The following is a 25,970-nucleotide window of genomic DNA, read 5'->3' as shown; positions in this document are numbered from 1 at the left end:
GAGGCAGTTATACCAATTATCCAAAATTCAGAAACCCTTTTGAAATCTGGCTTTCCTAATTTTGAATAGGTATTATTTCCTTCCCATTCCCCATTCTCCAGAGGGATGGGCAATTACGGCGCTTTAGTTACACTCAACAATAAATACCATGCTGTTTTTCTGTTGCCACTCTCGGAAGTGTCCAATTATGAAATCGCCTGAGCGTTTATTACCGCTATTGTTGTTATTTAGTGCACTAACAGCCTGTAACCAAACTCGCGCCTCCTTAGATAATTTCACACCGCAACCATCAGCATCTTCAGTTGAGTTGGCACAGAACTCGACACAGCCGAAAAATGTTGTCCGTACTGAACCACTTTCGCCTACACAAATCCGCATCAACCTGAGCAATTTACCCGCTCCTTTCGCAACAGAAAGTGCTTCTAAAAGCCCTGAGGTTGTGCGAATTCCGCAAAACCCAGTTTTACGTGTACCGCCAGGATTTAAAGTTAATGTTTTTGCTGAAGGTTTAGATGCGCCACGCTGGCTGGCTTTAACTCCCAATGGTGATGTGTTAGTGACAGAAACTAGACAAAACCGCATTCGGCTGTTGGGCGATCGCAACGGCGATGGAGTTGCTGAGGTGCGCCAGACTTTTGCGAGTGCCAAAAATGGCTTGAATATTCCTTTTGGAATGGCTTTTGCAGGTAATTCCTTCTTTTTGGGTAATACCGATGCAGTATTACAGTTTCCTTACACTAAAGGTCAACAACAACTCACTGGTAGTGGCAAAAAAATTGCCGATCTTCCTGGGGGTGGCTATAACCAGCACTGGACGCGTAACGTAGTAGTTTCACCTGATGGTAAAAAACTATATGTTTCTGTTGGTTCTCAATCTAATGTAGAAGAAGAATCCTTACCACGGGCTTCGGTACAGCAGATGAATTTGGATGGTTCCCAAAAACAGACTTTTGCTTATGGCTTACGTAACCCTGTTGGTTTAGACTTTCATCCAGTCACTAAAGAACTTTACGCTACAGTTAACGAACGCGATGGTATTGGCGATGACTTAGTACCAGACTACTTCACACGCCTCCAGTCGGGGGAATTCTACGGCTGGCCCTATGCTTACTTGACACCAAATAATCTTGACCCACGTCAGAAAACGAATGGCAAAAGTAGACGCCCCGATTTGGTAGCCCGTACCCGCACCCCAGATGTGTTGTTCCAGGCGCATTCAGCAGCGTTGGGTTTGCAGTTTTATGATGGTCAGAAGTTTCCTGAAAAATATCGTAACGGAGCTTTTGTAGCTTTTCGTGGTTCTTGGAATCGCGATCGCGGTACAGGTTACAAAGTTGTATTTATTCCCTTCGATCCCAACGGACGACCGCAAGGTTACTATGAAGATTTTCTGACTGGATTTTTGCTCAATCCATCAATACCAAGTACTTGGGGGCGACCTGTAGGTTTACTTGTGTTACCTGATGGCAGTTTATTGGTAACAGAAGAAGCCAATAATCGCATTTATCGCATTCAGTACACAGGAAGTTAGATAAAAAAATGCTGACTTACCCTCAGCTTAACTCTTTTAAGCTAGATTATTGACAAAACAATAGCGATCGCAGGTTGAGAAACTAGTTATGACAGAGCATGAGAACAACGATCAATCTAACACTGCTCCATCTTCTTCCCATTCCGGTGCAAGATACTGGGGGAACGTAGAGCTTGTAGAAGAGGGCGATAATTATAGAATTAGCCGTGTAGAAATCAAGCCTCGGCACGGCATTAAACCTCAAATCCATTATCATCGTAATGAACATTGGGTTGTAGTCTCTGGTGTTGCCAAGGTAACTTGTGGCGATCGCGAAATATTATTGAATCGCAACGAGTCAACCTATGTTCCAGCCGCCACCCTGCATAAAGTAGAAAATCCTGGTTCAATTCCACTAGTAATTTTAGAGATTCAAAATGGTGAGTATTTAGGTGAGGATGATACTGAGCGCCCTTATGATTTAAATTTGGTCAAACCAGTAACCGAAATCTAATACTATTGTGAAAAATGATTGTGACAGATTAATTGTTCAAGCACTTATGCAGTAACTTTTTCACAATCCAAAATACCATAAGCTACCACAGGGTCATCTAGCCAATATTATATTGAAGATGGAAACATGGAGAAAAAAAGTCAGCCTAGTCTCCGTGTCATACTAAATTTTGAATTCAAAGTGTTGCCTAATTGCAGAGTAAAAAAGCTCTCAGTGTCATCTGTTTTTGTGTATCTGCTTTAGCCTCAACGATCAGTATCTAACTAATTCGATATTAGCGATCGCATATTACTAACCTTTAATGCACCAAACCAGCACGCAAAGCCCTAACAGCCGCTTGGGTTCTGTCAGCAACACAGAGTTTACTTAAAATACCTCGAACGTGAGTTTTAACAGTACCGATAGTCAGATAAAGTTTGTTAGCAATTTCTGCGTTATCATGACCAGCAACAATCAACTCCAACACTTCCATTTCTCGCGGAGTCAATGGACAAGTTTCTATAGTTTTCTCAAGTTCTGAGTCAAGACCATCAATCATCACCCTTTTTCCACTTGTGCCTCCGGTGACACTATCTAGGCGTACCTGCTTGAGTACAACATCCGCTATTGCTGGGTCAATCCAAGGGCTACCTGTATAAGTAGTTTTCACTGCATCTACTAAGCGATCGCTCTCAATATCCTTCATGCAATAAGAATCTGCCCCTGCTCCAAACGCAGCCAAAACAGCTTCCTCGCTGTTTTGCATTGTCAGAATCAAAACTTTTGTCGTCAGGTCTTGATTGTCTTGTTGGCTTTGCCTGTACCTGCGTGTCAATTCGATGCCATCCATATCTGGTAAACCAATGTCGATAGTGGCAACATCTGGCTTTAGCTTCAACAGAAGTTGCAATCCATCCGTCGCGTTGGCAGCCTCACCAATAATTTTAATGTCTGCCTCAGCTTGTAAAGCAGCCCGTAAGCCTATTCTGGTAAGGTTGTGGTCTTCAATCACAACGACCTTAATCTCACTCATGGCTGTTACCTCTATCCGGGTCTATCTAAAGTACAGAATAAAATAACTTTGCTATCTTACTTTGAAGTTTATACCAAAAGGGAGATGATAGTAATTTTATAAAAAATACATCTAACTAAAGTCGTAAACCCTTTATCTGAAAGGCTAATAGCTGAAAATTTTGCTAAAAATTTTAAATATGTTTTTATGCATCTATCAGTAGATAGATTTTTTGTTTAATATAATTAACTAAACAAGATCGGCTTAAGATAGATAAAAATATAATTTCGTTCAACTCATGAAAGTTTAATTCAAGAATTGTGTATTAAAGTTAGCACATTTAAGCAGATAATTTTCTAATTAGCCATGTCACTAAAAAATCCTGTTAAAAAAGACAACATCTTGGTTGTTGATGATGTTTATGACAATTTACTACTCTTAGAAACAGTCTTACAAGAAGATGACTATGAAGTTATTTTGGCGCAAGATAGTAAAACTGCTTTGGCTATAGTTGAGCAGTCGCCACCAGACTTAATTCTGCTTGATATTATGATGCCAGAGTTAGATGGCTATGAATTCACTCGCCGCATTCGCCAACATCAAACTTTGCCATACATTCCTATCTTATTAATTACCGCACACATTTACTCTAGTGTTGTCGAAGGGCTTGATGCAGGTGCTGATGATTTTATTCGTAAACCATTTGACCCAGATGAGTTAAATGCACGGGTTCGTTCTCTTTTGCGTTTGAAGCACACTATAGACGAACGCGATCACATGGCTAACTTACGGGAAGATTTCGTTTCGCGGTTTACTCACGATTTACGGACGCCTCTAGCGGCTGCAAATAGAGTATTAAAATTAATGCAAGAAGGAATGTTTAGCTCTGGTACACCAGAATTTACTCAAATTATTAATACTATGATTGGCAGTAATCAAGATTTGCTGGCAATGGTGAATACCTTATTAGAAGTTTATAGACATGAAGCTGGTTGTAAAAATCTAAGTTTTTATCCCTTCGATATTAGAGAACTAGTTTGGGAAGTTACTCAAGAATTGAAGCCACTGGCGGAAGAAAAGAACTTAGTATTAAAGGCTGAACTAGATAAAAAGCTCGATTTTGAGTCAGAAACAGTAACTATAGTAATGGGCGATCGCATAGAATTGCGGCGAGTTTTAACCAACATTATAGGAAATGCAATTAAATTTACTACAACAGGTTATATAGATGTAAGTTTATATTTAGATGTAAATAATGTACTGATTAAAATTCAAGATACAGGCCCAGGAATTTCTCAACAAGACCAAGCAATTTTATTTGAGCGATTTCGTCCGGGTAAACATACAGGTTCAGGTAGTGGTTTAGGACTTTACCTATCTCGCTACATCATAGAATCACATCAAGGTGCAATTAACGTAGAATCTGAGCCTGGATATGGTAGTACATTTACTATCAGTTTACCTAAATAATATTTCCCACTCACATTAATAAAATAGCGTCCGCTATGGAAAATAGCGAACACTATAAACACTATGGCAAATAAGGAGACACTAATTCAATTACTTATCAACATCTGGAACGAAATCGGGACGTTCTTTATCTTCCCAGCCTACAGGACGTTTGGAATTGTACCAAGCAATAGAGCCGATAAGTGCGGCTGCAACAAAACCTACAATTAAAACAGTTGTTAAAGCGAGAGAATAGCTAGAACTTTCTGATGCTACAGATGCTTGTGTTAAAAGGTAAGTAAAAGCTATATTAATCATCATTTTTTAACCTAAATCTAGTAATAAATCAAAGCTATGGGAATTTTTAACAAGACTGTGATTATCTGAATCAAGAAGAAATAGTAAAAATGATCGTTTATTTTTACTATTTCTTATTCCTGAAGTAACTGTTATTTAGTCTAACGCCTTCTTCACTTCATCCTTAAGGTTTTCGGCTGTATGCCGAACCTGAGATTCTGCTTGCTTTGCTTGACCTTCTGCTTTGTCGTTAGGATTACCAGTAACTTCACCGACTGCTTCTTGAACTTTACCTTCAATATTTTTGGCAACAGCTTTAGCTCTATCTTCAAGACTCATAATATGCTCCTGTTATTTTCTATGTTTACTTGAGGCTTATTAAGCCATCCAATGTTTATAGAATATCGGTTTATTTTTGAGGATGCTTCTATCTAGAGAATAGAGTTGAGCTTTTTTTTCTTATTCGTAATATATAGCTTATTAATAATTCGATTCATCTTCAAGATTCACAACCAAAATCTTGAGATAGAAGCAGATATATTACCAATTACATCCCCAGATAAAGGGTTTTGGCTCTGGAGATAGGCGGCGTACAGAGACAAGAACTGGTAATTTATCTAGCTAGCGATCGCAATAATAAAAAAATGACATTAACAAAACAGCAAATAGCAGTAGGTGTTTTTGCAAAATTTTCTGACGTAGAATTAGCAGTTTTCCGATTAATAGGTGCTAATTTCCCGATGATTAAAGTATCTGTAGTTTGTGCCGTCACTAGTAGTCTACACGGTGTATTAGTAGGTTTGGGAATTCCTGAAGACGAAAGAAAAGCTTTGATCGATTTAGTTTCCCAGGGTTACTACTTAGTGATAGTAAAAGCTACACCAGAAGAAATTAGCATGGTTGAAAAGATTCTTAGCCAAGGTAGCACTCAACGATGGGCAGCTTCTTCAGTGTCCTCACTTTCAACAGGTCGTTATAAAAACGCAGTTGCTCTGTTTTTTAATCACCACAATACTGAACAGGCTCTAATAGAATTAAAAGTAGCAGGCTATCCAATGAATCAAGTTTCTCTTGTTACTCAAGGAAGGCTACTTAATGAAACTCTTAGAGAAGTCAAGGTATTTAGTAAAGATAAATGGATAATATTAAAAATACCTGAAAATATTGTCGGACATTATAAAAGTTTTTTGGCTTTGGATGGTTATCTATTGGTTTTAGGCGGTACAGATATCCAAATTGCAGCTGCAAGAACTATTTTAGAGGCTAATGGAGTTGAAGATTTCCATATTTATCATCCACTTGTTAGTTCTGTTATTAATAAAGTTTAATAACATTCTTTACCATAAAAAAAGCAGTCTGTCTGTAGACTGCTTATCAATATTTTACTCAACGAATTATCAAATTAATAACTGAGAAATTGATTGGCATAAATATACTTTTATATTTATATTTTTGCAAACGATAATAGCTTTGAGCAACATCAGATTGAAACTCAAGCGGCAACAATCTACTTGACTGACAAGGCAATATCCGTCTCAAATAACAAAATAGTAGTTTCATAACCAATCCTACCTATTTCTGGTTCTTCTCCCATTTCCATTTCAACAAGATAAGCCCAAGTTTGAGAATTAGGGCTGCATTTAACTATCATTCCTGCACCGCCAGTAAATTCTACTGTTTGTCCTTGATTAAATTTGGGTATTGTTAAACTTCTTACACTCATTGCAATCCCCAGTTCTGATAAAAGCTAATCTCTATTTAATTTATAGTGCAAGTTATTTATTTTATTATCTATCAAAAGTTAAAATGTATAGATTAATAACTTAATTCTCTAGAAACAAGTTATTAATCTATAGGATGAACGCTAGTTTTTATGAACTTATTTTTTATACTTAATTATCTAAACATCACATTTATATTACTTTCTGTTAAAATACTATAAAAACTGTTAAAAATGTACTGCTACTAAATTATGTAATGTCTTTTTTATTGAAATAAGACAGTAAAAGTAAGTTTTGAAAGCCGATATAGCCGAAATTGACATTTAAAATGTTAAAGCGTTTGAAGATTGGAAGCAAAATCGGAGCTAGTTTTGCTCTGGGTCTAGCAATTTTAAGCGCGATTGGTGTAATCTCCTATCGCACTACTAATGACTTGATTACAACGTCATCCTGGGAAAGCCATACATACCAAGTGCTTGGGCTACTAGAAGACCTAAGTTCTAAACTTCAAGAAGCTGAAACTGGACAGCGTGGTTACATAATTACCGGATCAAAGCCTTATTTAGAGCCTTATCAAACGGCGATAAAATCCATAGACCAACCTATCAAACAACTGCGGAGTTTAACTTCTGATAACCCCAATCAACAACGTCGTCTTGATATGTTGGAGCCGCTGATTACCGAAAGGATAAATATCATGCAAAGAGTGATTGACTTGCGAGAAAGTCAGGGCTTTGACGCTGCTCAGAAGGTAGTTCTTCAAAATGAGGGAAAGCGGTTAATGGATAGAATCCGCAACCTGACTGAGGAGATGACAACAGAAGAGCGTCAATTATTAGATAAACGTTCCAGAAAAGCAAAAATCGCAGCAGGAGAAACTCTTGCTACTATTGCCTATGGTATTCCCACATCTTTTATATTGATAGCTTTGATTGGATATTTGCTCTCGCGCAATATTTCCAAACCTCTAGGGCAAATTTCTCGCGTAGCAAAAAAGATTGCTGATGGTGATTTGTCGGCTAACTTACCAAATACAGAACGCCAAGATGAGGTAGGTTTACTGACACGCAGTTTCAATCAAATGATTGTTAATTTGCGAGAAACCCAGCAAAAAAATGAGGAAGAAAATTGGTTAAAGTCAAATTTGGCTGACTTTAGTCATCTCCTTCAAGGACGCAGAAATTTAGCAACTGTTACTCAGTTACTCTTATCGCGGCTAGCGCCTTTAGTGAGAGCACAACATGGCGTTTTTTATGTAATGGATGCCCTAGACAATCAGCCTGTCTTAAAGTTACTTGCTAGCTATGCTTACAGTGAGCGGAAAAATTTAGCCAATCAATTCCGCTTAGGAGAAGGATTGGTAGGTCAGTGTGCTTTAGAAAGGCAGAGAATTTTACTAACACAAGTTCCCAAAGATTATATTCTGATTCATTCTGGCTTAGGAGAAGCTTCCCCATTAAATATTGTTGTCTTACCTGTATTGTTTGAAAAGCAGGTAATTGCTGTAATTGAATTAGCATCGTTTCAAGATTTTAATAAATTGCATTTAATTTTTTTGGAGCAAGTTAGCGAAGTAATTGGCATAGCTTTAAATGCTATTAATGCCGATATGCTAACTCAGCAACTACTTCAACAATCTCAAACATTGACTGAGCAATTACAGAACCAACAAGAAGAACTTAAGCACAGCAATCTACTTTTACAAGAACAGGCACAGGAGTTAGAAGAATCACAATTACTGTTAAAGCAACAACAGGAGGAATTACAACAATCTAACGAAGAATTACAAACGCTAAATGAAGAGTTGGAAGAAAAGGCAGAGTTGTTAGCAGTACAAAAACGAGAAGTTGAGGAGAAAAATCAACAAATTGAACGAGCTAGGCTGGCTTTAGAAGAGAAAGCAAAACAATTAAGTTTAACTTCTGAATATAAGTCGGAATTTTTAGCGAATATGTCTCATGAGTTGCGGACACCCCTGAATAGCTTGTTAATTTTAGCAAGATTAATGTCAGAAAATCCTGAAGGTAATTTAACAGATAAACAAATAGAATATAGCCAAACCATATATAATGCTGGTACTGATCTATTAGAACTAATCAACGAAATTTTAGATTTGGCTAAAATTGAATCTGGCACTTTTATTTTAGAAAATAAACAGGTATATTTTGTAGATTTGCAAAGCCATATCCAAGCAACATTCCGTCAAATTGCTCAAGAGAAAAGACTTAGTTTTAATATAGAATTTGATGAAAGATTGCCGCGGGGATTTAATACTGATATCAAACGCTTGCAACAAATTCTGAATAACTTGTTGGCGAACGCCTTTAAGTTTACAGAACAGGGAGGAGTAACTTTACAAGTTAACATGGCAGAAGCCGATACGGTTGCTTTTGCAGTGAGGGATACAGGTATTGGGATTCCCACAGATAAACAGCAACTAATTTTTGAAGCTTTTCAACAAGCAGATGGTACAACCAGCCGCAAATATGGTGGAACAGGCTTAGGTTTATCTATCAGCCGTCAACTGGCTCATCTGTTGGGTGGCAGAATTGAACTAGTCAGTCAACCAGGGTTGGGAAGTACTTTTACTCTTTATCTACCCATACAGAGAGTTCGGGCAAAGGAACAAGATAAAGAAGAAATTATTTTTGAAGACAAGAGGAAGGATAGCCAGAAGAAAATTTCACCACTTCACCCTGTTTCCCAATCACCTCCAGCCTCAATCTCTCCGACTTTTCAAACCGAAGTTCCAGACGACAGAGACACAATTCAACCAGGTGACAGAGTTTTGCTGGTGATTGAAGATGATGTAAAATTTGCCCGCATCTTGCTAGAAATGGCACGACAACAAGGGTTTAAAGTTTTGGTGGCTTTAGACAGTAAACAAGGTTTAACGCTAGCACAACAGTTTAAACCTCATGCAATTACATTAGATATTTGTATGCCAGATATGGATGGTTGGATGGTGCTAGACCGTCTTAAACATGATTCGGAAACTCGCCACATTCCAGTACATATATTTTCTATTGATGATCGGCAGCAACGCGGGTTAGAGTTAGGAGCGATCGCTTACTTGCAAAAGCCTGTTTCTAAAGAACAATTAACTGAGGCTTTAATTGATATTAAAGGCTTTATCGAGCGTAAGGTAAAAAATTTACTGGTAATCGAGGATGATTCAGTACAAGCTCGCAGTATTATTGAACTGATCGGCAATGGCGATGTTCAAAGTACGGCGGTAAATACAGCAGCAGCAGCGTTAGCTACATTGCAATCCAAGCGTATTGATTGTATTGTGCTGGATTTGGGTCTGCCTGATATGAGTGGGTTGGAACTAATTGAGCAAATTAAAAAACAACCCAACTTACGGAGAATTCCCATCATTGTATATACAGGTAAACAACTCTCCCGTCAAGAAGAAACCCAACTGCGACGACTAGCAGAAACGATAATTATTAAAGATGTGCGATCGCCTGAGCGTTTACTCGATGAAACTGCCTTATTTTTACATCGCATCCAGGCAAACTTACCTCAGCCGAAGCGGCAAATGTTAGAGAAACTTCGTAATTCCGACCCGGTACTTGCACATAAAAAGATTTTAATTATCGATGACGACATGCGGAATATCTTTGCAATCACCAGCTTGTTAGAAGGCTATCAAATGCAAGTATTGTTTGCTGAAAATGGTAGAGATGGCATTGAAGTTCTGCAAGTGAATCCTGATATAAATGCCGTCTTGATGGATGTGATGATGCCAGAAATGGATGGTTATGAAACAACGCGTGCTATCCGTCAACAACAGCAATTTCGTTCGCTGCCGATAATTGCTTTAACTGCGAAAGCCATGCAAGGTGATAGGGAAAAATGCATCGAAGCCGGAGCATCAGATTATATTACTAAACCTGTAGATACTGAGCAATTACTCTCGCTGCTGCGGGTTTGGTTGTATCGGTAAAATGGCTGAATTCAAAGCCAAGATACCAAAATTCACCTTGATATCATTTCTGCCAAATTACTTATGATTACTTAGAGTTGGGGTAATACTCGTGAGATAACAATTTTGTATTCACTTTTTCCTTATAGGAAAAATCTTGGACTTCAGCCAAGTGATAACTGCTTTATCCTAAAATGCTCATTATTTTTTTATAATTCCAACCAGACATTAGCATCAAAACCTGTGAGAATATTGCAGACTATCTTATGGATGACTCTAGTAAATCTTGAGGAAGAATCAGTTAAGCTATTTTTTGATCTGAAGTGTGATGTGCTTCTTTAAAGCTGCGTTGGAAAATGAAATCATGCAACGCCGAAAAAGAGTTCGCCACAAAAAAGGATTTTATGTCAAGTTCTATAGAATTTAATTTGTTTGCTCCTTATAACAAAGCTGCATCTTTAATTGCTTCTTTTTCTGATTGGCAAGAGATCCCAATGGAAAAGGGCGAAGAAGGTTATTTTCGAGTTACTGTAGATTTAGAAGATGGCACTTACGAATACAAATTTCGCGTACAGTCGAAAAGTTGGTTTTTTGAAGAAGACCAGTGGATAGAGGTCACTGACCCTTATGCTACTGATATTGATGGCATGAGCGCTAGTGAAAATAGTATTGTGCGGATCAAGGATGGTGAAAAGATTGTCGATACATATGTTTGGATGTATGACGATCGCCCATTACCTGCTGACCATGAATTAGTTATATACGAATTGCATGTTGCAGACTTCTCTGGTGGTGAAGATGACCCCAAGACGCGAGGTAAGTATAAGCATGTAATTGAGAAGCTGGATTATCTCTGCGATTTGGGAATTAACGCCATTGAACTGATGCCAGTCAAAGAGTATCCTGGCGATTACAGTTGGGGTTATAATCCTCGGCATTTCTTTGCCACAGAATCTAGTTATGGTTCTACCGCAGATTTGAAACAGTTAATTGATGAGTGTCATGCTAGAGGAATTCGGGTGTTGATGGACGGGATTTACAACCACTCCGAAGCTTCCGCACCATTAACTCAAATTGACCACGATTATTGGTATCATCATGCTCCCCGCGACCCTGATAATAACTGGGGGCCGGAATTTAATTACGAACACTACGACGAAAATCTCGAAATCTACCCAGCACGCAAATTTATTGGCGATACTGTGCGTTACTGGGTTCAGGAGTACCATATTGACGGTATTCGTTACGATGCAGCACGGCAAATTGCCAATTATGATTTTATGCATTGGATTGTCCAGGAAGCAAAGCAAACTGCTGGAGCCAAACCCTTTTACAATATTGCCGAACACATCCCCGAAACACCTAGCATTACCAATGTTGATGGCCCGATGGATGGTTGCTGGCATGATAGCTTTTATCATTGCGTTCTAGAGCATATCGCTGGAGATACTTTTGATTTAGAACGGCTAAAAGATGTACTGGATTGCAAACGCCAAGGCTTTATGGGTGCAACCAATGTAGTTAACTACCTCACCAACCATGACCACAATCATGTGATGGCAGATCTAGGCGATCGCGAAATTTTGGGTGAGGAAGCTTTCCGTCGCATCAAGTTGGGTGTAGTTCTCTTAATGACTGCGGTAGGTGTTCCTTTAATTTGGATGGGGGAAGAGTTTGGTGAATTCAAATATAAAACTCCCAGTCAGGTAAAAATTGACTGGACATTGCTTGCTGGTGACGATAATCGCGGTTTATTTAATTACTACAAAGGTTTAATCGCTCTCCGCAAACAAAATCATGCTCTCTATACGGAAAATATTAACTTTTTCCATGAAAATTCAGAATCTCAAGTACTAGCATACACTCGTTGGAATGATGAAGGTTCCCGTGTGGTAGTCGTTGCCAACTTTTCTAGTGAATTTTTGGCAGGATATACAATTCCCGATTTTCCTGAAAATGGTACTTGGCACGAGTGGACAGCTAATTATGATGTCGAAGCTGGTGATAACTCGTTGATGACTGATGTAGGCCCGTTTGAAGCTAAGGTCTTTGTCTGGCAATAATAGCCAGGAATTTTGTTTCTAGGAACGCTATTAAGACAATAACCAGGTTTATCCAACAAAACCAGGTTTTGTCTTTTTAGCTGAATATGGTTTTTACTAAATAATTTATTAATAATATATTAATTATTTAATATTTCTAGAACTAGAAAGCAGAGGCAAAAGTAAGAATGTATTTTAAATTAGCAATTTGCATTTAATATTATTCAATAAATATTTTGTAAAGCTTAATATTAAATTAAATAATTATATACATAAAATTCTAAAGCTACAACCATAGAATTATTCATTTATCTCACTTGAGACAGGCGTTAAAACATTATCAAAGTTTTATTTTAGAAATGAGTGTATTTATAGAAATCAAAAATGAAGTAATCAATAATACTCAAAAACTAGTTAACAATTTACTTTCTCACATCTTTCTTTAAATGAAGATTACTATTACCATAGTTGCTTAAAAACAGGGAGGATTTTCACTAGCAAGCAAAATACTCAATCAAGAAATAAATAATTGCTGGATAATTTCAATCTGTAATGACAAGCCAATTATATCTCAGCAACAAGATTTACAAAAAATATAAGATTCATATCTGGTTGTTGAAATACATCTAAGGGAGCCAGTGCGTTAGTGTTAGCGTATGTCACACCAAAGAGGAACGGCCGAAAGGGTTCCCCAGCTTGTAGACGCCCAGAGGGCGGCGAGAAAGTGCTGTGGAAGGGCTTCTTTAGCTTCTGAGGGCAATATCCACCCTACAATTGACCTTCATATGTAAGAAATTTTTTCAAAATTCAAACTTGATTTTTATAGTTTATTGAATAATTAGTGGAGCTGGTTTTTAAACATTTACAGCAAGAGCACTAATTAGTTGTTTCATGCTTTTATTATGACTTCACCCAAACCAAAATTAGAAGATATCGAAATTCAGTTACTACTTGAAGGAGTTTATCGCTACTGGGGTTACGACTTCCGCAATTATGCTTTATCTTCGCTAAAACGTCGTATCCATCAATTTATCAAAAAAGAAGGCTTTACTAGCGTTTCTAATTTACAAGCACAGGTGCTACACGATCAGGAATGTTTGGAAAGATTTTTGCTTAGTCTCACAGTAAATGTAACTTCAATGTTTCGCGATCCTAGCTTTTATCTGGCGTTAAGAAAGGACGTAATTCCGCTTTTACGTACCTATCCTTTTATTCGCATTTGGCACGCTGGATGTTCAACGGGAGAAGAAGTTTACTCAATGGCGATTTTACTAGAAGAGGAAAAGATTTATCAACGTTGTCGTATTTACGCTACTGATTTTAACGAAAGAGTGCTGCAAAAAGCTAAAAGTGGGATTTTTTCTCTCAAACTAATGCAGGAATACACTCAACTTTATCTCAAAGCAGGTGGAAAGGCATCTTTTTCAGAATACTATACCGCAGGTTACGACAGTGCCATTATTCGCGCATCCCTACGCGAAAATATTGTGTTTGCTCAACATAATTTGGCAACTGATAGTTCTTTTAATGAATTTCACATCATAATTTGCCGCAATGTCTTAATTTATTTCAACCAAACGCTGCAAAAGCGCGTACATGAACTTTTTTATAATAGCCTTTGTCCTTTTGGTATTTTAGGTTTAGGGCGACAAGAATCAATTCGTTTTACCAGCCAAGACCAACACTACCAAGAGCTTGTCAAAGGTGAAAAGCTCTATCGGAGGTTGAATTAGAGGTGGTTAAAATTATAGTTATTGGAGCGTCTTCTGGTGGTTTGTCTGCTATAAAAGTTTTGCTGCAAAATCTACCACCAGACTTAAAATCTCCTATTATAATTGTGCAACATCGCCATCGAGATTCTCGTGATAAGTTGGGAGACTTATTACAGCAAGATACGCCTTTGATAGTGCGAGAAGTGGAAGATAAAGACGAAATTCTATCAGGCTATGTTTATTTAGCGCCTGCTGATTATCATTTGTTAGTTGAATTCGGTTACTTTACACTTTCTACTGATGCTCCTGTTTCCTATGCTCGTCCGTCAATCGATGTTTTATTTGAGTCTGCTGCTGATATTTATAACGAACAAGTAATAGGGGTGATCTTAACCGGAGCCAATGAAGATGGCGTACAAGGTTTAAAAATGGTAAAATCCCATTTTGGAATCGCAATTGTTCAAGAACCTACTACGGCTGAATGTGCTGTGATGCCAAAAGCTGCTATTACTGCTGTTGCTGTAGATTGGATTTTGTCCTTAGAAGAGATAGCAAAGAAATTAGTTTATCTTTGCCACTATACAAATAAACAACGGTTATAGCAGTTATAGAAGTGCTATTTCATTAGTGCTAAAACAAAGGACATGTAGAAGTAAGTCGGTGAAAATAAACTTAACTATATAACAAAATATAAAATCGATCTAACTTTTGCGATTGCTTCATTTCACTACCCTTCTCCTGTTGGAGACGCTACGCAAACGGGTTCTGCGAAGGAGTACATAACGCTCTTTAATCACTCTCGTGAGATAAAAATCTACAACGCTTATTATGCCGGACTTTTATAAATTTAGGCGTAGGTTGGGTTGAGGAACGAAACCCAACATCCTTAAACCTTGATCTAGTTGGGTTTCACTGCGTTCAAACGCCACTTCACTCAAGTCGGGAAACCCGCCCACGTGAGTGGCTCCCCAACCTACATTTATTTTCTCTCCCCAAAGTGACGCAAGAGCGATAACCACGGGTATTTGAACAGACATGATATAACCCAAATTTAACAACCTGCTTGTGGATGATCGTTTGAGACTTTAGTATATGTACTTCACTAACTTGGAATTCGCAGTATTTAGTTAAATTTTACATGAGGATTTCATCTATCTAAAGGCATAAATTCATTTACTTAATACAGTTTTATAATGCATTTCAAGCCCAGAATTTAATCCTTTGCTCATACTTTTTTTATTTGCTAGAATTCTGAAGAAACTATTAACTTTCAGAATAGAATTTGGGGATAGGATAAAATATGCAGGCCAAAACAAGCCTAAATGCTGAAATTCTCGAAAGTTCTCTAATTTTAGAAGGTTTAAGAGTTTTACTGGTAGAAGATAATGAGGATACGCAACTCTTGTTAACTTTTCTGTTAGAGGATTCAGGAGCGGATGTAGCAGTAACAGGATCAGCTTATGAAGCACTGGCAGTTTTAGAACAAACGCAACCTGATATATTACTTTGTGATATTGGCTTGCCTGAAATAGATGGTTGTACTTTGATGCGGAAAATTAGAGCAATGTCTGCAAAGCAACTAAAACAAATTCCGGCAATAGCTCTAACTGCTTATTCTCAAGAGATAGCTGAGAAAGAAGCACTTGCATCAGGATTTCAGGCTTACTTTGTCAAGCCAATAGAACCAATAGAATTTATAAATTCTATTGCAAATGTTTTAAACAACAGTTATTGTACTAATCCTGCTCGCAAAGCGCGGACTGCAATTTGAGTACGGTCACTGACCGAAAGCTTATTTAAAATATTACGAACGTGAGTTTTAACTGTGCCGACTGTAATATAAAGTTGCTCACCAATTTGGCTATTACTGCACCCATCCACTATTAACTTCAATACATCTAACTCACGTGCTGTTAAAGGATAGGAAAGAAGAAATTCACTTTCTACTGGTGACAAAGAATTAATCGCAACTGTTGTCGGTTTAACTGAAGAATTTGCTTCTGTATAAACATTGTTGCTTTGCCGCAATACAATCCGAGCAATAGCAGGGTCAATCCATGAGTTACCTTCATGAGTAGTTCGGATCGCATCAGCTAATTTCTCAATGCTGGCATCTTTCATGTAATAAGAATCTGCTCCAGCAGCAAACGCAGCTAAAACAGTATCTTCACTATCATTCATAGTTAAAATTAAAATTTTAGTTGGCAAAGATGAGTCTACCTCAGAACTTTTGAACATCTGCGTTAACTCAATTCCGCTCATATCCGGTAAGCCCACATCTACTATTGCAACATCTGGTTGCATAGATTTAAGCAGTGACAAACCTGATTTGGCATCTTTAGCTTCACCAATCACCTGAATTCCTTCTTTTTGCTTTAAAGCAGCACGCATTCCTATCCGAGTGAGGTCGTGGTCTTCAATTAAAATTACGCGAATGTCGTTCATAATCCAGCCTCAAATTATCTATACTTTTTCAGCAATTAGAGGTAACAAAATTCTTCTTTTTGGTAGGTTATCTCTGCTTTATGTACCAATTTTAAAGCGATACAATAATTTGAGTCTATCCATCGGAGGAACTGTTTGCAAAAGCAAAACAACAATCTCAAGATTAGTGTCTTCTCATTCAAGAGAAAGCCAGAAGCAGCTATATAAATAGACTGAAGATTTTTTATTACCTATCTATGGGTAGATGAATTCTAATCTTAAAACAGTGTTGGAGGAGACTTGACAATTTATTGGGTCTATAACGCCTGAAACCCTTGCAGATAGTACTTGTTTATACACCGTAGCCGATGCGGAGAGGGGTTGGGGAGAGGTTCATCGAACTCACATTAAATTAAATAGGAGTGCTATCCGACTCATATTTGTTTTTGCGAAGCTAAGTACACCTCTACTTTGTAAATTCAGGACTTAAATCGGATTGCTATATGGTTTACCTGTACCAACAGCGGATGCAGCTCTGACTAAAATTACAGTCTGTTGGCTATTGCGGGAGATAACGGCGGGAATATTACCATGCACTGCCTGTTGCAGCATTCCTTCACGAGAAGCTCCTAAAACAATCACATCACTGTGGTTTTGTTTAGCACATTCTATGACAGCTTCTGGTACTGAAGTAGCGTAGACGGGAGCAATTGTAATTGAGCCTTGTATCCGTTGTTTGAGAAAATGAGCAGATTTTTCAAGAATGGTTGTATCTGGTTTATTTTTATTTGACTCAAAGACTTGACATAACTTGACTTCTGGGGTTTTACTCAGTAAGGCGATCGCAGGTAGCAGTTGAATTGCTTGTTGGGCATTGGGACCACCTGCCATTGGCACTAGCCAGCGATTAAATTGGCTGTGGTCTTTGAGTTTGATTAGAACTACTTCACAGGCTGCTTGCCGGATAATTGTATCGACAACTCGGCTGAAAACTCGTCCTGGTGTATTTGTGCTACCTTTCCAACCCATCAGCACTAGGTTGATATGCCGGTCTTTGATAGTTTGCAAAATTGCTTCCGATAAATCGTGAGCCACCCGGATTTGAGTATGCATCGGGACATTCCATGCTTGTCCTAAACGCATCGCCTGACGCAGCAGGTGTTGAGCAGAACTTATACTAGTATTGGTTTCTGTCAAAGATTGATGGCGAGGTACAACAATTATATGCAGACATTCAATTTCATAATGGCGATCGCGGGCAATAGCTACAGCCATCTCCAAAATTGTTGCAGCTGTTTTGGGATTGCTTAACAGTACTAGTAATCTTCCTTGTCCAGTTTCTGGAGAACGAGTTTGGTAAATCACCCGCGATGGTTCTGGTTTGGGGCCTAATAACTGTTCTTGTCCGTTGAGATAGGCGGCTTCGATACGGATAATATCGCTACGGGTGATAATGCCTACCAGGCGGCGTCCTTCTACTACTGGTAAACTGCTGAGATTGTAGTGATTGAGCAAGTGCAGTACATGGGCCAAGGTGTCATCAGGGCGAGTAATGACTGGCTGTGGAGTCATAGTTGCTGCTACAGTGCGATCGCTATTCAAACCCCTTTGAGAGAGGTTGGCAATATCTTTTTGCGTCAGCATACCTACTAACTTACCGTCCTCTAAGACTGGAAAGCCGCGATGGGAGGATTGCGAAAATGCCTGCAATGCTTCATCCAAACTCATCTGGCTGGTGAGGGTTTCCACACGAGGTTGCATGACATCGGCGGCTGTTAATTCTGTCCAAGGCCCAGAAGCTATGCCTGCTTTAGATAAATGAATACCTTTAAATGCCAGCAATTTATCGTAAAGTGACCCCTCCTCTACGATTTCTGCTACTAAATAAGCAGTCACCGAGACAATCATCAACGGTAACACCAGATTAAAGTCGGTGGTCATTTCAAAGACGATGATCACTGCTGTAATCGGTACTCGCGCGACAGCACAAAAGAACGCCCCCATGCCTACCCTGGCATAGGTTGTCGCCAAGCTCAAACCCAACCACTGATGTTCCCACATCCCAATTAGATAACCGAGGGCAGCCCCTAAAGCCAGAGTTGGCACTAATAATCCCCCAGGCGCGCCGGAAGAGTAAGTAACGAGAATGAGCAAGAATTGAATGCAAAATACCAGCGTCACTAGTGGCCAGTTGGCATTACCTGTGAGTAACAGTTCTCGTAAGCCAGCATTATCTCTAAAAACTGGCGGTAGGGCAACAAGTGCTAATCCAGTGAGTAAACCAGCTAGTCCTACTCGCCAAGGTAAGCTGATTTTGAGAAAGCGACGATTGAAGTTAAGTCCAGCCAGAATTCCGCGATTAAATAACACACCTCCTAAGCCTGCCAAGATTCCCAGCAGCAGATAAAAGGGAATCTCAGAGGCAAAAAAGCTGGTGTTGGGAGTTACTAAGTGTAGATTTAAATCTAAACTGTGAGTACCGCAAATCCTAGCTACAACAGCACCGATAAATGAAGCGAGAATTGCCGTTCCTAAGGTGATACCAGAAGTCTCTTGCAAGAGTTCTTCAACTACAAATAACACTCCTGCGATCGGTGCATCAAAAGCAGCCGCCAGTCCCGCCCCAGCACCCGCGGCTATTAACTGACGACGATGGTCAGGAGATGTGGGAAACCAGCGACTCAGCTGATTAGCTAAAGCTGCGCCAATTTGCACTGTTGGCCCTTCCCGCCCTAGAGGCATTCCTGACGCTAAAACCAAAGTTGCACTCACTAGTTTGACTAAAGCAATTTGCAAATTCAGGGGCATGGGTACTTGTGCCAGCACTGCCTTGACTTCTGACATACCGCTACCAGCTGCCGAAGGAGCAATCTTTTCTACCAGCCACCCAGCCAAAAATCCTCCAACTAGCCCAATTGCTGGTAACACCAGGTAAGCAGCAAATATATGAGATGCATGTTGTCGCCAGCCACCTAGCCAACCCACGCTTTGACCTAACAAAACAGCCGCTAATCCAGAAACTAAACCAATTAGGCAAGCTTCAAAAATGGCAAGACGCTTTGGTCGTAAAAGTAGACGAGATAGACGTTTACCTAGAATTCGTCCAATATTGACCATCTTGGAGTTAGATTTGAAAAACCAATCAGCGACTTTAGCCATTAAACAACTACCATCAAAGGAAAGTTAGTTACTGCTGGGGGGAGCGATCGCACTCCCTGCTTTAAATTCACTAGTTACATTACCATCGGATGATTTCCAAGGGAGTTGGTGATGGTTGAAGCAAGTATCTACAGTAATCCCGGCAAAAAGTAGTAATAGGAGAAGATACAGTTCTGTTCTGCCAAACTTTCTCTGTGATTTATCTGTAAATTTGGTCGGAAGTGGATTTTCATCTTGATGTTCCTGATGTTTTTTCATATCAAATCTCCACGCTGCCAGCCCCAAGATTCGCTGATGGATAGCCTTAATTTGAATTTTGAATTCCAAGGTAAAAGCTAACTAAATATTTCCTAAATCAACCGGAAACTACTACTGTGTAAGAAAAATGCTAGTTTTTACATCTACCCGAAGAGGTATCATACGGCGAAAAAAATAGTACTAATACCCAGTGCTTAAGTTAAATATTAAGATTAAATATAATTTTAAATATCTTTTGTATCAAAGTGATGGCAAATGTGTTACAGATATATGGAACTTCAGCCGCTTACAAACAATAGATACACATAGATATATAAATAAATTATCTATGTGTATCTGTTTTTTTAATAAATTAAATGACTGCAAATAAAAGGTACTTTATTCAACAAAGAGGACAGAAATAGGAAATATTTGAAGCAGCACGCTTTCTGAAAACAGGCGATCGCAAACTCTTGTGTCAGCAAAAAAACTTGTTCAATAGCGATCGCTACATCAAAAAATCCCCAGCGATTTACTAGGGATTTATCAAAAGACTAATTAGATTGATTAGGCAAACCGCCAGCGACCAACTGAACCATTATCTAAATCAACAAAGTATAAGTTACCGTCAGGGCCCATATTAATCTGCACCACAATTTGAGCATTCGTAGCAAAAGTTTCCACTGATGTAACGTTCCCAGCCGAATCAAAGCTGAGATTACGGACGATACCTTGACCTAAATCGTTGAAGAACAAGTCGCCCCAATACTGTTGGGGATATGCAGTTCCTGTGTAAAGGTCACCCATGATAATAGCGTTAATTCCACTAGTACTATGGTTAAGAGCATAAATAGCTGGTGTCGTTGTTTGCCCACTAGCATAAAAAGCTTGGGATTGGGATAAATCTTTGTAGCCACTAGTCTGTAAGCTAACGCCACTACCTCCTTCATAGTAGGGCCAACCATAGTTTGCCCCTGGTCCGCCTGCATTGATTTCTTCCCACTGAGTCCAACCTACTTCACCGATATAAACTTGTCCGGTTTGAGGATCGATGGTAAAACGGAAAGCGTTCCGCAATCCATATTGGTAGACCTTGGAACGGTTACTGTTAGGATCGCCATTATAGAAGGGATTATTTGGCAGACCCTGACCAGTCAAGGGGTCAATACGCAAAATCTTACCAGACAGGTTATCAATATCTTGAACACGAAATGTACGGGGGTCAACTTGGTTGTAGGAAGTTGCATCTCCATTGCTGACATAGAGTGCGCCGTCTGGCCCAAATTTCACCGTACCAATGGAGTGAGTTGTACTATCGCCAGCAAGGAAATCTTGGATATTTTGCCCATTTGGTAGAATCCCGGCTGGAGGTTCGTTAAATTCTACTGTGCTGTTAACAAATCCATTGAAATTATTCCAGGTACTATTTTTACCAAGCAGGATAACTTCACTACCAGGTATAGCGGTAGTATAGTTTGTGCTTGCATCAGCTGTGACTCGAATCAGGCGACCAGCTCGATTTCCTTCCTGGTCTGGGCCTGCTAAACCAGTGTTTTGGTAAACTTCTGGAGGATCGTAGGTAAACAGCAAGTAAACATAGGGATTGTGAATGAAATCCGGATGAACAGCAATATCTAGCAAACCGCGATCGCTAACATTGTTAACCTGTTGAGAAATATCGATAAAAGGAGTTGGTAGTAAAGAACCATTTTTGAAGACTCTGACCACTCCACTCTTTTGGGCAACAAACATTAGCTGTCCATCAGGTAGCTGTCCAGAAGGTGTCCAGTCTATAGCTGTTGGTTGTACTAAACCAGATATAACCGTATCCGTGAATAACTGCTTCTGCTCCGTCACAGGTTGAGCTTGGTATAGCTGCTGGATCTCTGCTGCTCCTAAAGCTGTGTTATAAATTCGCACATCGTCAATTTGCCCAGAGAAGTTGTTATCAACGCGCCCAATATTTAGTTGTTGAGTTGCATAGGGTTTGCGTCCAGCAAAGTCATTGGTGGAGTAAACTTCCTGCCCATTCACATAAGCCTTGTATGTAGTACCGTCAAACGTTGTGACCACTTGGTTCCAGGCATTGAGCCTCAAGACATTTCCTGTGGTGAACGCGTTCCAGTTAGTACCATCCCCAAAACCAGCATGAATTTGTGTTTGGTTATACACCCAAATTCCTGGGTAACGCTGAGCATTGCCGCCAGCTGGTTGATAACCAAGAACCCCATAATAGCCATTATTTGTAATGTTGGAATAGATCCATACTGATTCAGTAAATGTACCATTGCTCAAATTCAGTGTCGGACTGCTGGGTAAATTCACGTAGTCATCTACCCCATCAAAGGTCAAACTGTTAGGGTCAACAAAATTTAAGAGGGGGACTTTCGTTGTGGGACCGTTAGGTGAGGTGATATTGACGTGGCTGCCATTATTGTTAAAACCCGATGAATCTACAACGGTGGCACCAATAGTAGTCTCATCTAACTTCCAATACCCCACCAGTCCTGAGACATTTTCATTGTCTACAATCGTAATTTGAGCAGTCCGGGGTGCTAATAGAGTCGCCCCACCAGTGATGTTGTCAATGGCAAAGCCAAAAGTTTCATTTCCCTCTGTGAGACTATCATCTAGGATAGGAATCGTTACAGATTTGCGGGTTTCACCAGGAGCAAAGGTCAGCGTCCCTGATTGTCTGATGTAGTCTGCACCAGGAGTAGCAGAACCATCAACTGTTTGATAGTCAACCGTGACCGTACCATCACTTCCCTGTTTTCGGAGTACAGTGACAGTGGCAGTGCCATTCGCTTCATTGACATTGATAGTGCTAGTTTCTAATCCAATTACACCAGGGCTAGAAGTAGGTGTCCCAAGTTGTGCCAAGGTAGTAATATCAGCAGCAGTGAGGGCACGATTATAAATGCGCACATCATCAATTTGTCCAGAGAAGTAGTTATCAATTCGCCCAATATTTAGTTGTTGAGTTGCATAGGGTTTACGTCCGGCAAACTGAGTGGTGGAGTATACTTCTTGTCCATTCACATAAGCCTTGTATGTGGTGCCGTCAAATGATGTGGCTACATGATTCCAGGAATTTGGTTTAAGGACATCTCCTGTGCTAAAAGCGTTCCAGTTACTACCATCCCCAAACCCAGCATGAATTTGTGTTTGGTTATAAATCCAAATGCTCGGATAGCGCTGATTGACTGCATTTCCTGGTTGATAGCCGAGAACGCCATGATAGCCATTATCTGTAATGTTGGAATAGATCCACGCTGATTGTGTAAATGTCCCACTATTCAGATTGAGGCTAGGATTACTAGGCAGATTAACGTAGTCATCTACTCCGTCAAATGTCAAACTGTTGGGATCAGCAAAGTTTAACAAAGGAACTTTCGTTGTCGGACCGCTTGGTGAGGTGATATTGACGTGGTTGCCATTATTGTTAAAACCCGATGAATCAACGACGGTGGCACCAATAGTAGTCTCATCTAACTTCCAATAACCCACCAAACCAGTGCTATTCTCATTGTCTACAATTGTGATTTCAGCGGTTTGAGGTGCTAATAGAGTGGCTCCACCAGTGATGTTATTAATAGCAAAATCAAAAGTTTCATTCGGTTCTGGCAGATTGTCATTTAGGATTGGAATCGTTACAGATTTGCGGGTTTCGCCAGGAGCAAATGTTAGCGTCCCTGATTGTCTGGTGTAGTCTGCACCAGCAGTAGCAGAACCATCAACTGTTTGATAGTCAACCGTTACCGTACCATCACTTCCCTGTTGTCGAAGTACGGTAACAGTGGCACTGCTATCAGCTTCATTGACAGCGATAGTATTGGTTTCCACACTAATTACACCGGGGGTGGCAGTGGGTGTCCCAAGCTGTGCCAAGGTGGCAATATCAGCAGCATTGAGGGCGCGATTATAAATGCGCACATCATCAATTTGCCCAGCAAAGTAGTTATCAACTCGTCCAATATTTAATTGTTGAGTTGCATAAGGTTTGCGTCCGGCAAAGTTATTAGTTGAGTAAACTTCTTGGCCATTTACATAAGCTTTGTATGTTGTGCCGTCAAAGGTTGTAGCTACATGATTCCAAGAATTCGGTTTGAGGACATTTCCTGTGCTAAAAGCGTTCCAGTTGCTACCATCTCCAAAACCAGCATGAATTTGTGTTTGGTTATAAACCCAAATGCCTGGGTAGCGCTGATTAACTGCGCCTCCTGGTTGATAGCCGAGAACGCCATGATAGCCATTATCTGTAATGTTGGAATAAATCCATAGCGATTGGGTGAATGTCCCACCATTCAGATTGAGGCTAGGATTACTAGGCACGCTTACATAATCATCTACTCCATCAAATCGTAAAGAGCCGTTAACCTTGCCACTAGACCACTGAGGGTTATTTAACAGGGTGCCATTGTTGCTCTGAATAGTATCAGTTGCTGTCAGACCGCTACCTTCATCAAATTGCCAGCGAGCAATCAAACCATCATCAATACTTGCAAGGTTAGCACCGTCATAATCTGCAATAGCGGCTTTATCTAGGACACCGATGCTCTCAATGCTGCCAGTTGTCACTTCTAAATTCCAGTCTCCCGCGAACTGGGAACTACCTGTAAGGTTATTTGAGGCAGCAATATCCGCACCAGTTAATTGACTAAGCTGCTGGATAAATGACTGTCCTTGAGTGCCTGCTCCTACATTACAGCCATAGAACAACACATCAGTATCTTCAGTAAAAGCATGACTCCAACTTTTGAGAGCACTGTTGTATAAGCTGAGGTTCTGTAAATTCAAATGAGTGTTGCCTAATGCCACATCCGCAACATTACCGTGGGAGACAATATGTACACTCGCAACATTTGTGTAATCAGCAAGAACATCAGCAATCTGTGCTACACCATCAAGGTTGGGATTGAGGGTGAACACCTTTGCATCACGAAAGCTTTTAGTCAGACTAAAGTTGTTGGCAATAGCACCATCAATAAAAACCAAATTCTGGCTACTAGAGGATTCAAGCTGCGCCCCTGATAACATCAGCTCGTTACCTAGAATAGTCTTGTCGCGTACACCAGAGATATCATTTAAAGAAGTATATGTTCCCAGATCAAAAGAAGGGTTTCCTAGATTTGGAGAATTTAACATTTTATTTTTAGTTAACCGAACATCAATAAGTCCAAAAGAGAGTTTTTTGGACTCATTGCCGTTGATAACTAATGCCTCAAAAAGGCACTAAAAGTTAGGCACTAAATTAATCTTTAATAGTGCCTAATTGATTTAAATTTGGTAATTTTAAATAATCAAATGGTAGTTAGTATTAACCCACTACATAGTCATTCTCATTTTTAGCAAAACAAACATGATTATTTGCTGGATAGGGTGCATCCACTTTTGGCAAATAGCTCCTCAGACTAGAAGTCTGGGGCTAAAGCTCAATATAATCCACGCAGGTGAATTTGGTTTTTCTAGCCGCGATTTCTAATCGCTTGGTATTTCTTCCAAAAGTGGATACTCCCGCTGGATATAGGTTAAGCAATAACAATATCTAAGTTTTTTTTCGGATGATTATTATGTGAGCCTTTATTATGATGAATTAATTATTATTGGACAGTAAATTTCTACTTAATGTCAAATTAATTGAGAGCTTTTTTCACAAAATTTATATTTAATTCCAGTTTTTTACTAAAATATCAAGTATTTTTAAAGCTGAAGAATATTAAAGATAGTAAAAATACTAGTTTAACATTGTAGTTTCAGCAGCAAATATTGAGGTTGTAAAAATTATGTTTTATATCAATTAAGCTGGCTATGATCCGCTTATGAAAAGCATAATTTAAACTTTGTGCTTTTAATTTAGAAGATTATATATATTCTGAGTAAAAGTTTTATAAAATCGTACTTTTATTTGGTAAAAACAAGGGAGGTAGAGGAAAATGAAGAGTGAAGGATGAAAATTTTGTTCCCTCACTCTTGATTTTAT

General features: G+C 39.4%; 17 protein-coding genes. 9 read left to right on the top strand and 8 right to left on the bottom strand.

What is annotated here, in order from left to right; translation table 11 throughout:
- The first annotated feature begins 187 nt into the window (after positions 1-187).
- Together BV375_RS15975 and BV375_RS15970 are read left to right on the top strand one after the other, a co-directional pair.
- Positions 188-1,531 carry a sorbosone dehydrogenase family protein gene (locus tag BV375_RS15975; protein WP_086762115.1) on the top strand — a complete coding sequence of 448 codons (1,344 nt, stop codon included), beginning with the start codon at positions 188-190 and terminating at the stop codon, positions 1,529-1,531.
- A gap of 88 nt (positions 1,532-1,619) precedes the next feature.
- Positions 1,620-2,024 carry a phosphomannose isomerase type II C-terminal cupin domain gene (locus BV375_RS15970; protein ID WP_086762113.1) on the top strand — a complete coding sequence of 135 codons (405 nt, stop codon included), beginning with the start codon at positions 1,620-1,622 and terminating at the stop codon, positions 2,022-2,024.
- A 298-nt stretch (positions 2,025-2,322) separates the two neighbouring features.
- On the opposite strand, the gene BV375_RS15965 is transcribed toward BV375_RS15970, so the two are convergent.
- Positions 2,323-3,036, bottom strand: coding sequence for a response regulator transcription factor (locus BV375_RS15965; protein ID WP_086762111.1), 714 nt, complete (start codon positions 3,034-3,036; stop codon positions 2,323-2,325).
- Between the two features lie 345 nt (positions 3,037-3,381).
- Here BV375_RS15965 and BV375_RS15960 point away from each other — a divergent pair, with 345 nt between their 5' ends.
- Positions 3,382-4,485, top strand: a complete 1,104-nt coding sequence (locus BV375_RS15960; protein ID WP_086762109.1) for a hybrid sensor histidine kinase/response regulator — start codon at positions 3,382-3,384, stop codon at positions 4,483-4,485.
- Between the two features lie 90 nt (positions 4,486-4,575).
- On the opposite strand, the gene BV375_RS15955 is transcribed toward BV375_RS15960, so the two are convergent.
- A complete protein-coding gene (locus BV375_RS15955) occupies positions 4,576-4,782 on the bottom strand; it encodes a hypothetical protein (RefSeq protein WP_086762157.1) in 207 nt (68 codons plus the stop codon).
- A gap of 135 nt (positions 4,783-4,917) precedes the next feature.
- Positions 4,918-5,100, bottom strand: coding sequence for a CsbD family protein (locus tag BV375_RS15950; RefSeq protein WP_086762107.1), 183 nt, complete (start codon positions 5,098-5,100; stop codon positions 4,918-4,920).
- 305 nt (positions 5,101-5,405) lie between these two features.
- On the opposite strand from BV375_RS15950, the gene BV375_RS15945 reads away from it, so the two are divergent.
- Positions 5,406-6,089, top strand: coding sequence for a hypothetical protein (locus tag BV375_RS15945; RefSeq protein ID WP_143842100.1), 684 nt, complete (start codon positions 5,406-5,408; stop codon positions 6,087-6,089).
- 179 nt (positions 6,090-6,268) lie between these two features.
- On the opposite strand, the gene BV375_RS15940 is transcribed toward BV375_RS15945, so the two are convergent.
- Positions 6,269-6,484: a hypothetical protein gene (locus BV375_RS15940; RefSeq protein ID WP_086762103.1), complete on the bottom strand. Its 216-nt coding sequence runs from the start codon at positions 6,482-6,484 to the stop codon at positions 6,269-6,271.
- 326 nt (positions 6,485-6,810) lie between these two features.
- Here BV375_RS15940 and BV375_RS15935 point away from each other — a divergent pair, with 326 nt between their 5' ends.
- The 5 genes from BV375_RS15935 (at position 6,811) to BV375_RS15910 (ending at position 15,938) form a co-directional block, all read left to right on the top strand.
- Positions 6,811-10,434: a response regulator gene (locus tag BV375_RS15935; protein WP_086762101.1), complete on the top strand. Its 3,624-nt coding sequence runs from the start codon at positions 6,811-6,813 to the stop codon at positions 10,432-10,434.
- 383 nt (positions 10,435-10,817) lie between these two features.
- Positions 10,818-12,476, top strand: coding sequence for an alpha-amylase family glycosyl hydrolase (locus tag BV375_RS15930; protein ID WP_086762099.1), 1,659 nt, complete (start codon positions 10,818-10,820; stop codon positions 12,474-12,476).
- An 881-nt stretch (positions 12,477-13,357) separates the two neighbouring features.
- Positions 13,358-14,188, top strand: coding sequence for a protein-glutamate O-methyltransferase CheR (locus BV375_RS15925; RefSeq protein ID WP_086762097.1), 831 nt, complete (start codon positions 13,358-13,360; stop codon positions 14,186-14,188).
- Between the two features lie 2 nt (positions 14,189-14,190).
- Positions 14,191-14,769, top strand: a complete 579-nt coding sequence (locus BV375_RS15920; RefSeq protein ID WP_086762095.1) for a chemotaxis protein CheB — start codon at positions 14,191-14,193, stop codon at positions 14,767-14,769.
- A gap of 698 nt (positions 14,770-15,467) precedes the next feature.
- Entirely contained in the window at positions 15,468-15,938 is a 471-nt protein-coding gene (locus BV375_RS15910) for a response regulator (protein WP_086762090.1), read from the top strand.
- On the opposite strand, the gene BV375_RS15905 is transcribed toward BV375_RS15910, so the two are convergent.
- The 4 genes from BV375_RS15905 to BV375_RS15890 all read right to left on the bottom strand — a co-directional run bounded on the left by BV375_RS15905 (position 15,896) and on the right by BV375_RS15890 (position 25,135).
- Positions 15,896-16,612: a response regulator transcription factor gene (locus tag BV375_RS15905; protein WP_086762088.1), complete on the bottom strand. Its 717-nt coding sequence runs from the start codon at positions 16,610-16,612 to the stop codon at positions 15,896-15,898. The two genes, BV375_RS15910 and BV375_RS15905, sit on opposite strands and share 43 nt — an antisense overlap.
- A 465-nt stretch (positions 16,613-17,077) precedes the next feature.
- Positions 17,078-19,708, bottom strand: a complete 2,631-nt coding sequence (locus BV375_RS15900) for a chloride channel protein (protein ID WP_086762155.1) — start codon at positions 19,706-19,708, stop codon at positions 17,078-17,080.
- 66 nt (positions 19,709-19,774) lie between these two features.
- Positions 19,775-20,008: a hypothetical protein gene (locus BV375_RS15895; protein WP_143842098.1), complete on the bottom strand. Its 234-nt coding sequence runs from the start codon at positions 20,006-20,008 to the stop codon at positions 19,775-19,777.
- Between the two features lie 546 nt (positions 20,009-20,554).
- On the bottom strand, positions 20,555-25,135 hold the full coding sequence (locus BV375_RS15890) for a LamG-like jellyroll fold domain-containing protein (protein WP_086762084.1): 4,581 nt from the start codon (positions 25,133-25,135) through the stop codon (positions 20,555-20,557).
- Positions 25,136-25,970 lie beyond the last annotated feature (835 nt).

The sequence above is a fragment of the Nostoc sp. 106C genome, from assembly GCF_002154725.1.
In the GTDB taxonomy this organism is placed as follows: Bacteria; Cyanobacteriota; Cyanobacteriia; order Cyanobacteriales; family Nostocaceae; genus Aulosira.
This window is presented reverse-complemented; position numbering and strand designations above follow the sequence as displayed.

What these genes read in the sequence shown, in the direction of transcription:
- BV375_RS15965 (WP_086762111.1), bottom strand. Translation starts at nt 3,036, where the DNA reads ATGAGTGAGATTAAGGTCGTTGTGATTGAAGACCACAACCTTACCAGA.
- BV375_RS15945 (WP_143842100.1), top strand. Translation starts at nt 5,406, where the DNA reads ATGACATTAACAAAACAGCAAATAGCAGTAGGTGTTTTTGCAAAATTT.
- BV375_RS15935 (WP_086762101.1), top strand. Translation starts at nt 6,811, where the DNA reads ATGTTAAAGCGTTTGAAGATTGGAAGCAAAATCGGAGCTAGTTTTGCT.
- BV375_RS15930 (WP_086762099.1), top strand. Translation starts at nt 10,818, where the DNA reads ATGTCAAGTTCTATAGAATTTAATTTGTTTGCTCCTTATAACAAAGCT.
- BV375_RS15910 (WP_086762090.1), top strand. Translation starts at nt 15,468, where the DNA reads ATGCAGGCCAAAACAAGCCTAAATGCTGAAATTCTCGAAAGTTCTCTA.
- BV375_RS15895 (WP_143842098.1), bottom strand. Translation starts at nt 20,008, where the DNA reads ATGAAAAAACATCAGGAACATCAAGATGAAAATCCACTTCCGACCAAA.
- BV375_RS15925 (WP_086762097.1), top strand. Translation starts at nt 13,358, where the DNA reads ATGACTTCACCCAAACCAAAATTAGAAGATATCGAAATTCAGTTACTA.
- BV375_RS15960 (WP_086762109.1), top strand. Translation starts at nt 3,382, where the DNA reads ATGTCACTAAAAAATCCTGTTAAAAAAGACAACATCTTGGTTGTTGAT.
- BV375_RS15955 (WP_086762157.1), bottom strand. Translation starts at nt 4,782, where the DNA reads ATGATTAATATAGCTTTTACTTACCTTTTAACACAAGCATCTGTAGCA.
- BV375_RS15970 (WP_086762113.1), top strand. Translation starts at nt 1,620, where the DNA reads ATGACAGAGCATGAGAACAACGATCAATCTAACACTGCTCCATCTTCT.
- BV375_RS15900 (WP_086762155.1), bottom strand. Translation starts at nt 19,708, where the DNA reads ATGGTCAATATTGGACGAATTCTAGGTAAACGTCTATCTCGTCTACTT.
- BV375_RS15975 (WP_086762115.1), top strand. Translation starts at nt 188, where the DNA reads ATGAAATCGCCTGAGCGTTTATTACCGCTATTGTTGTTATTTAGTGCA.
- BV375_RS15890 (WP_086762084.1), bottom strand. Translation starts at nt 25,135, where the DNA reads ATGTTAAATTCTCCAAATCTAGGAAACCCTTCTTTTGATCTGGGAACA.
- BV375_RS15940 (WP_086762103.1), bottom strand. Translation starts at nt 6,484, where the DNA reads ATGAGTGTAAGAAGTTTAACAATACCCAAATTTAATCAAGGACAAACA.
- BV375_RS15950 (WP_086762107.1), bottom strand. Translation starts at nt 5,100, where the DNA reads ATGAGTCTTGAAGATAGAGCTAAAGCTGTTGCCAAAAATATTGAAGGT.
- BV375_RS15905 (WP_086762088.1), bottom strand. Translation starts at nt 16,612, where the DNA reads ATGAACGACATTCGCGTAATTTTAATTGAAGACCACGACCTCACTCGG.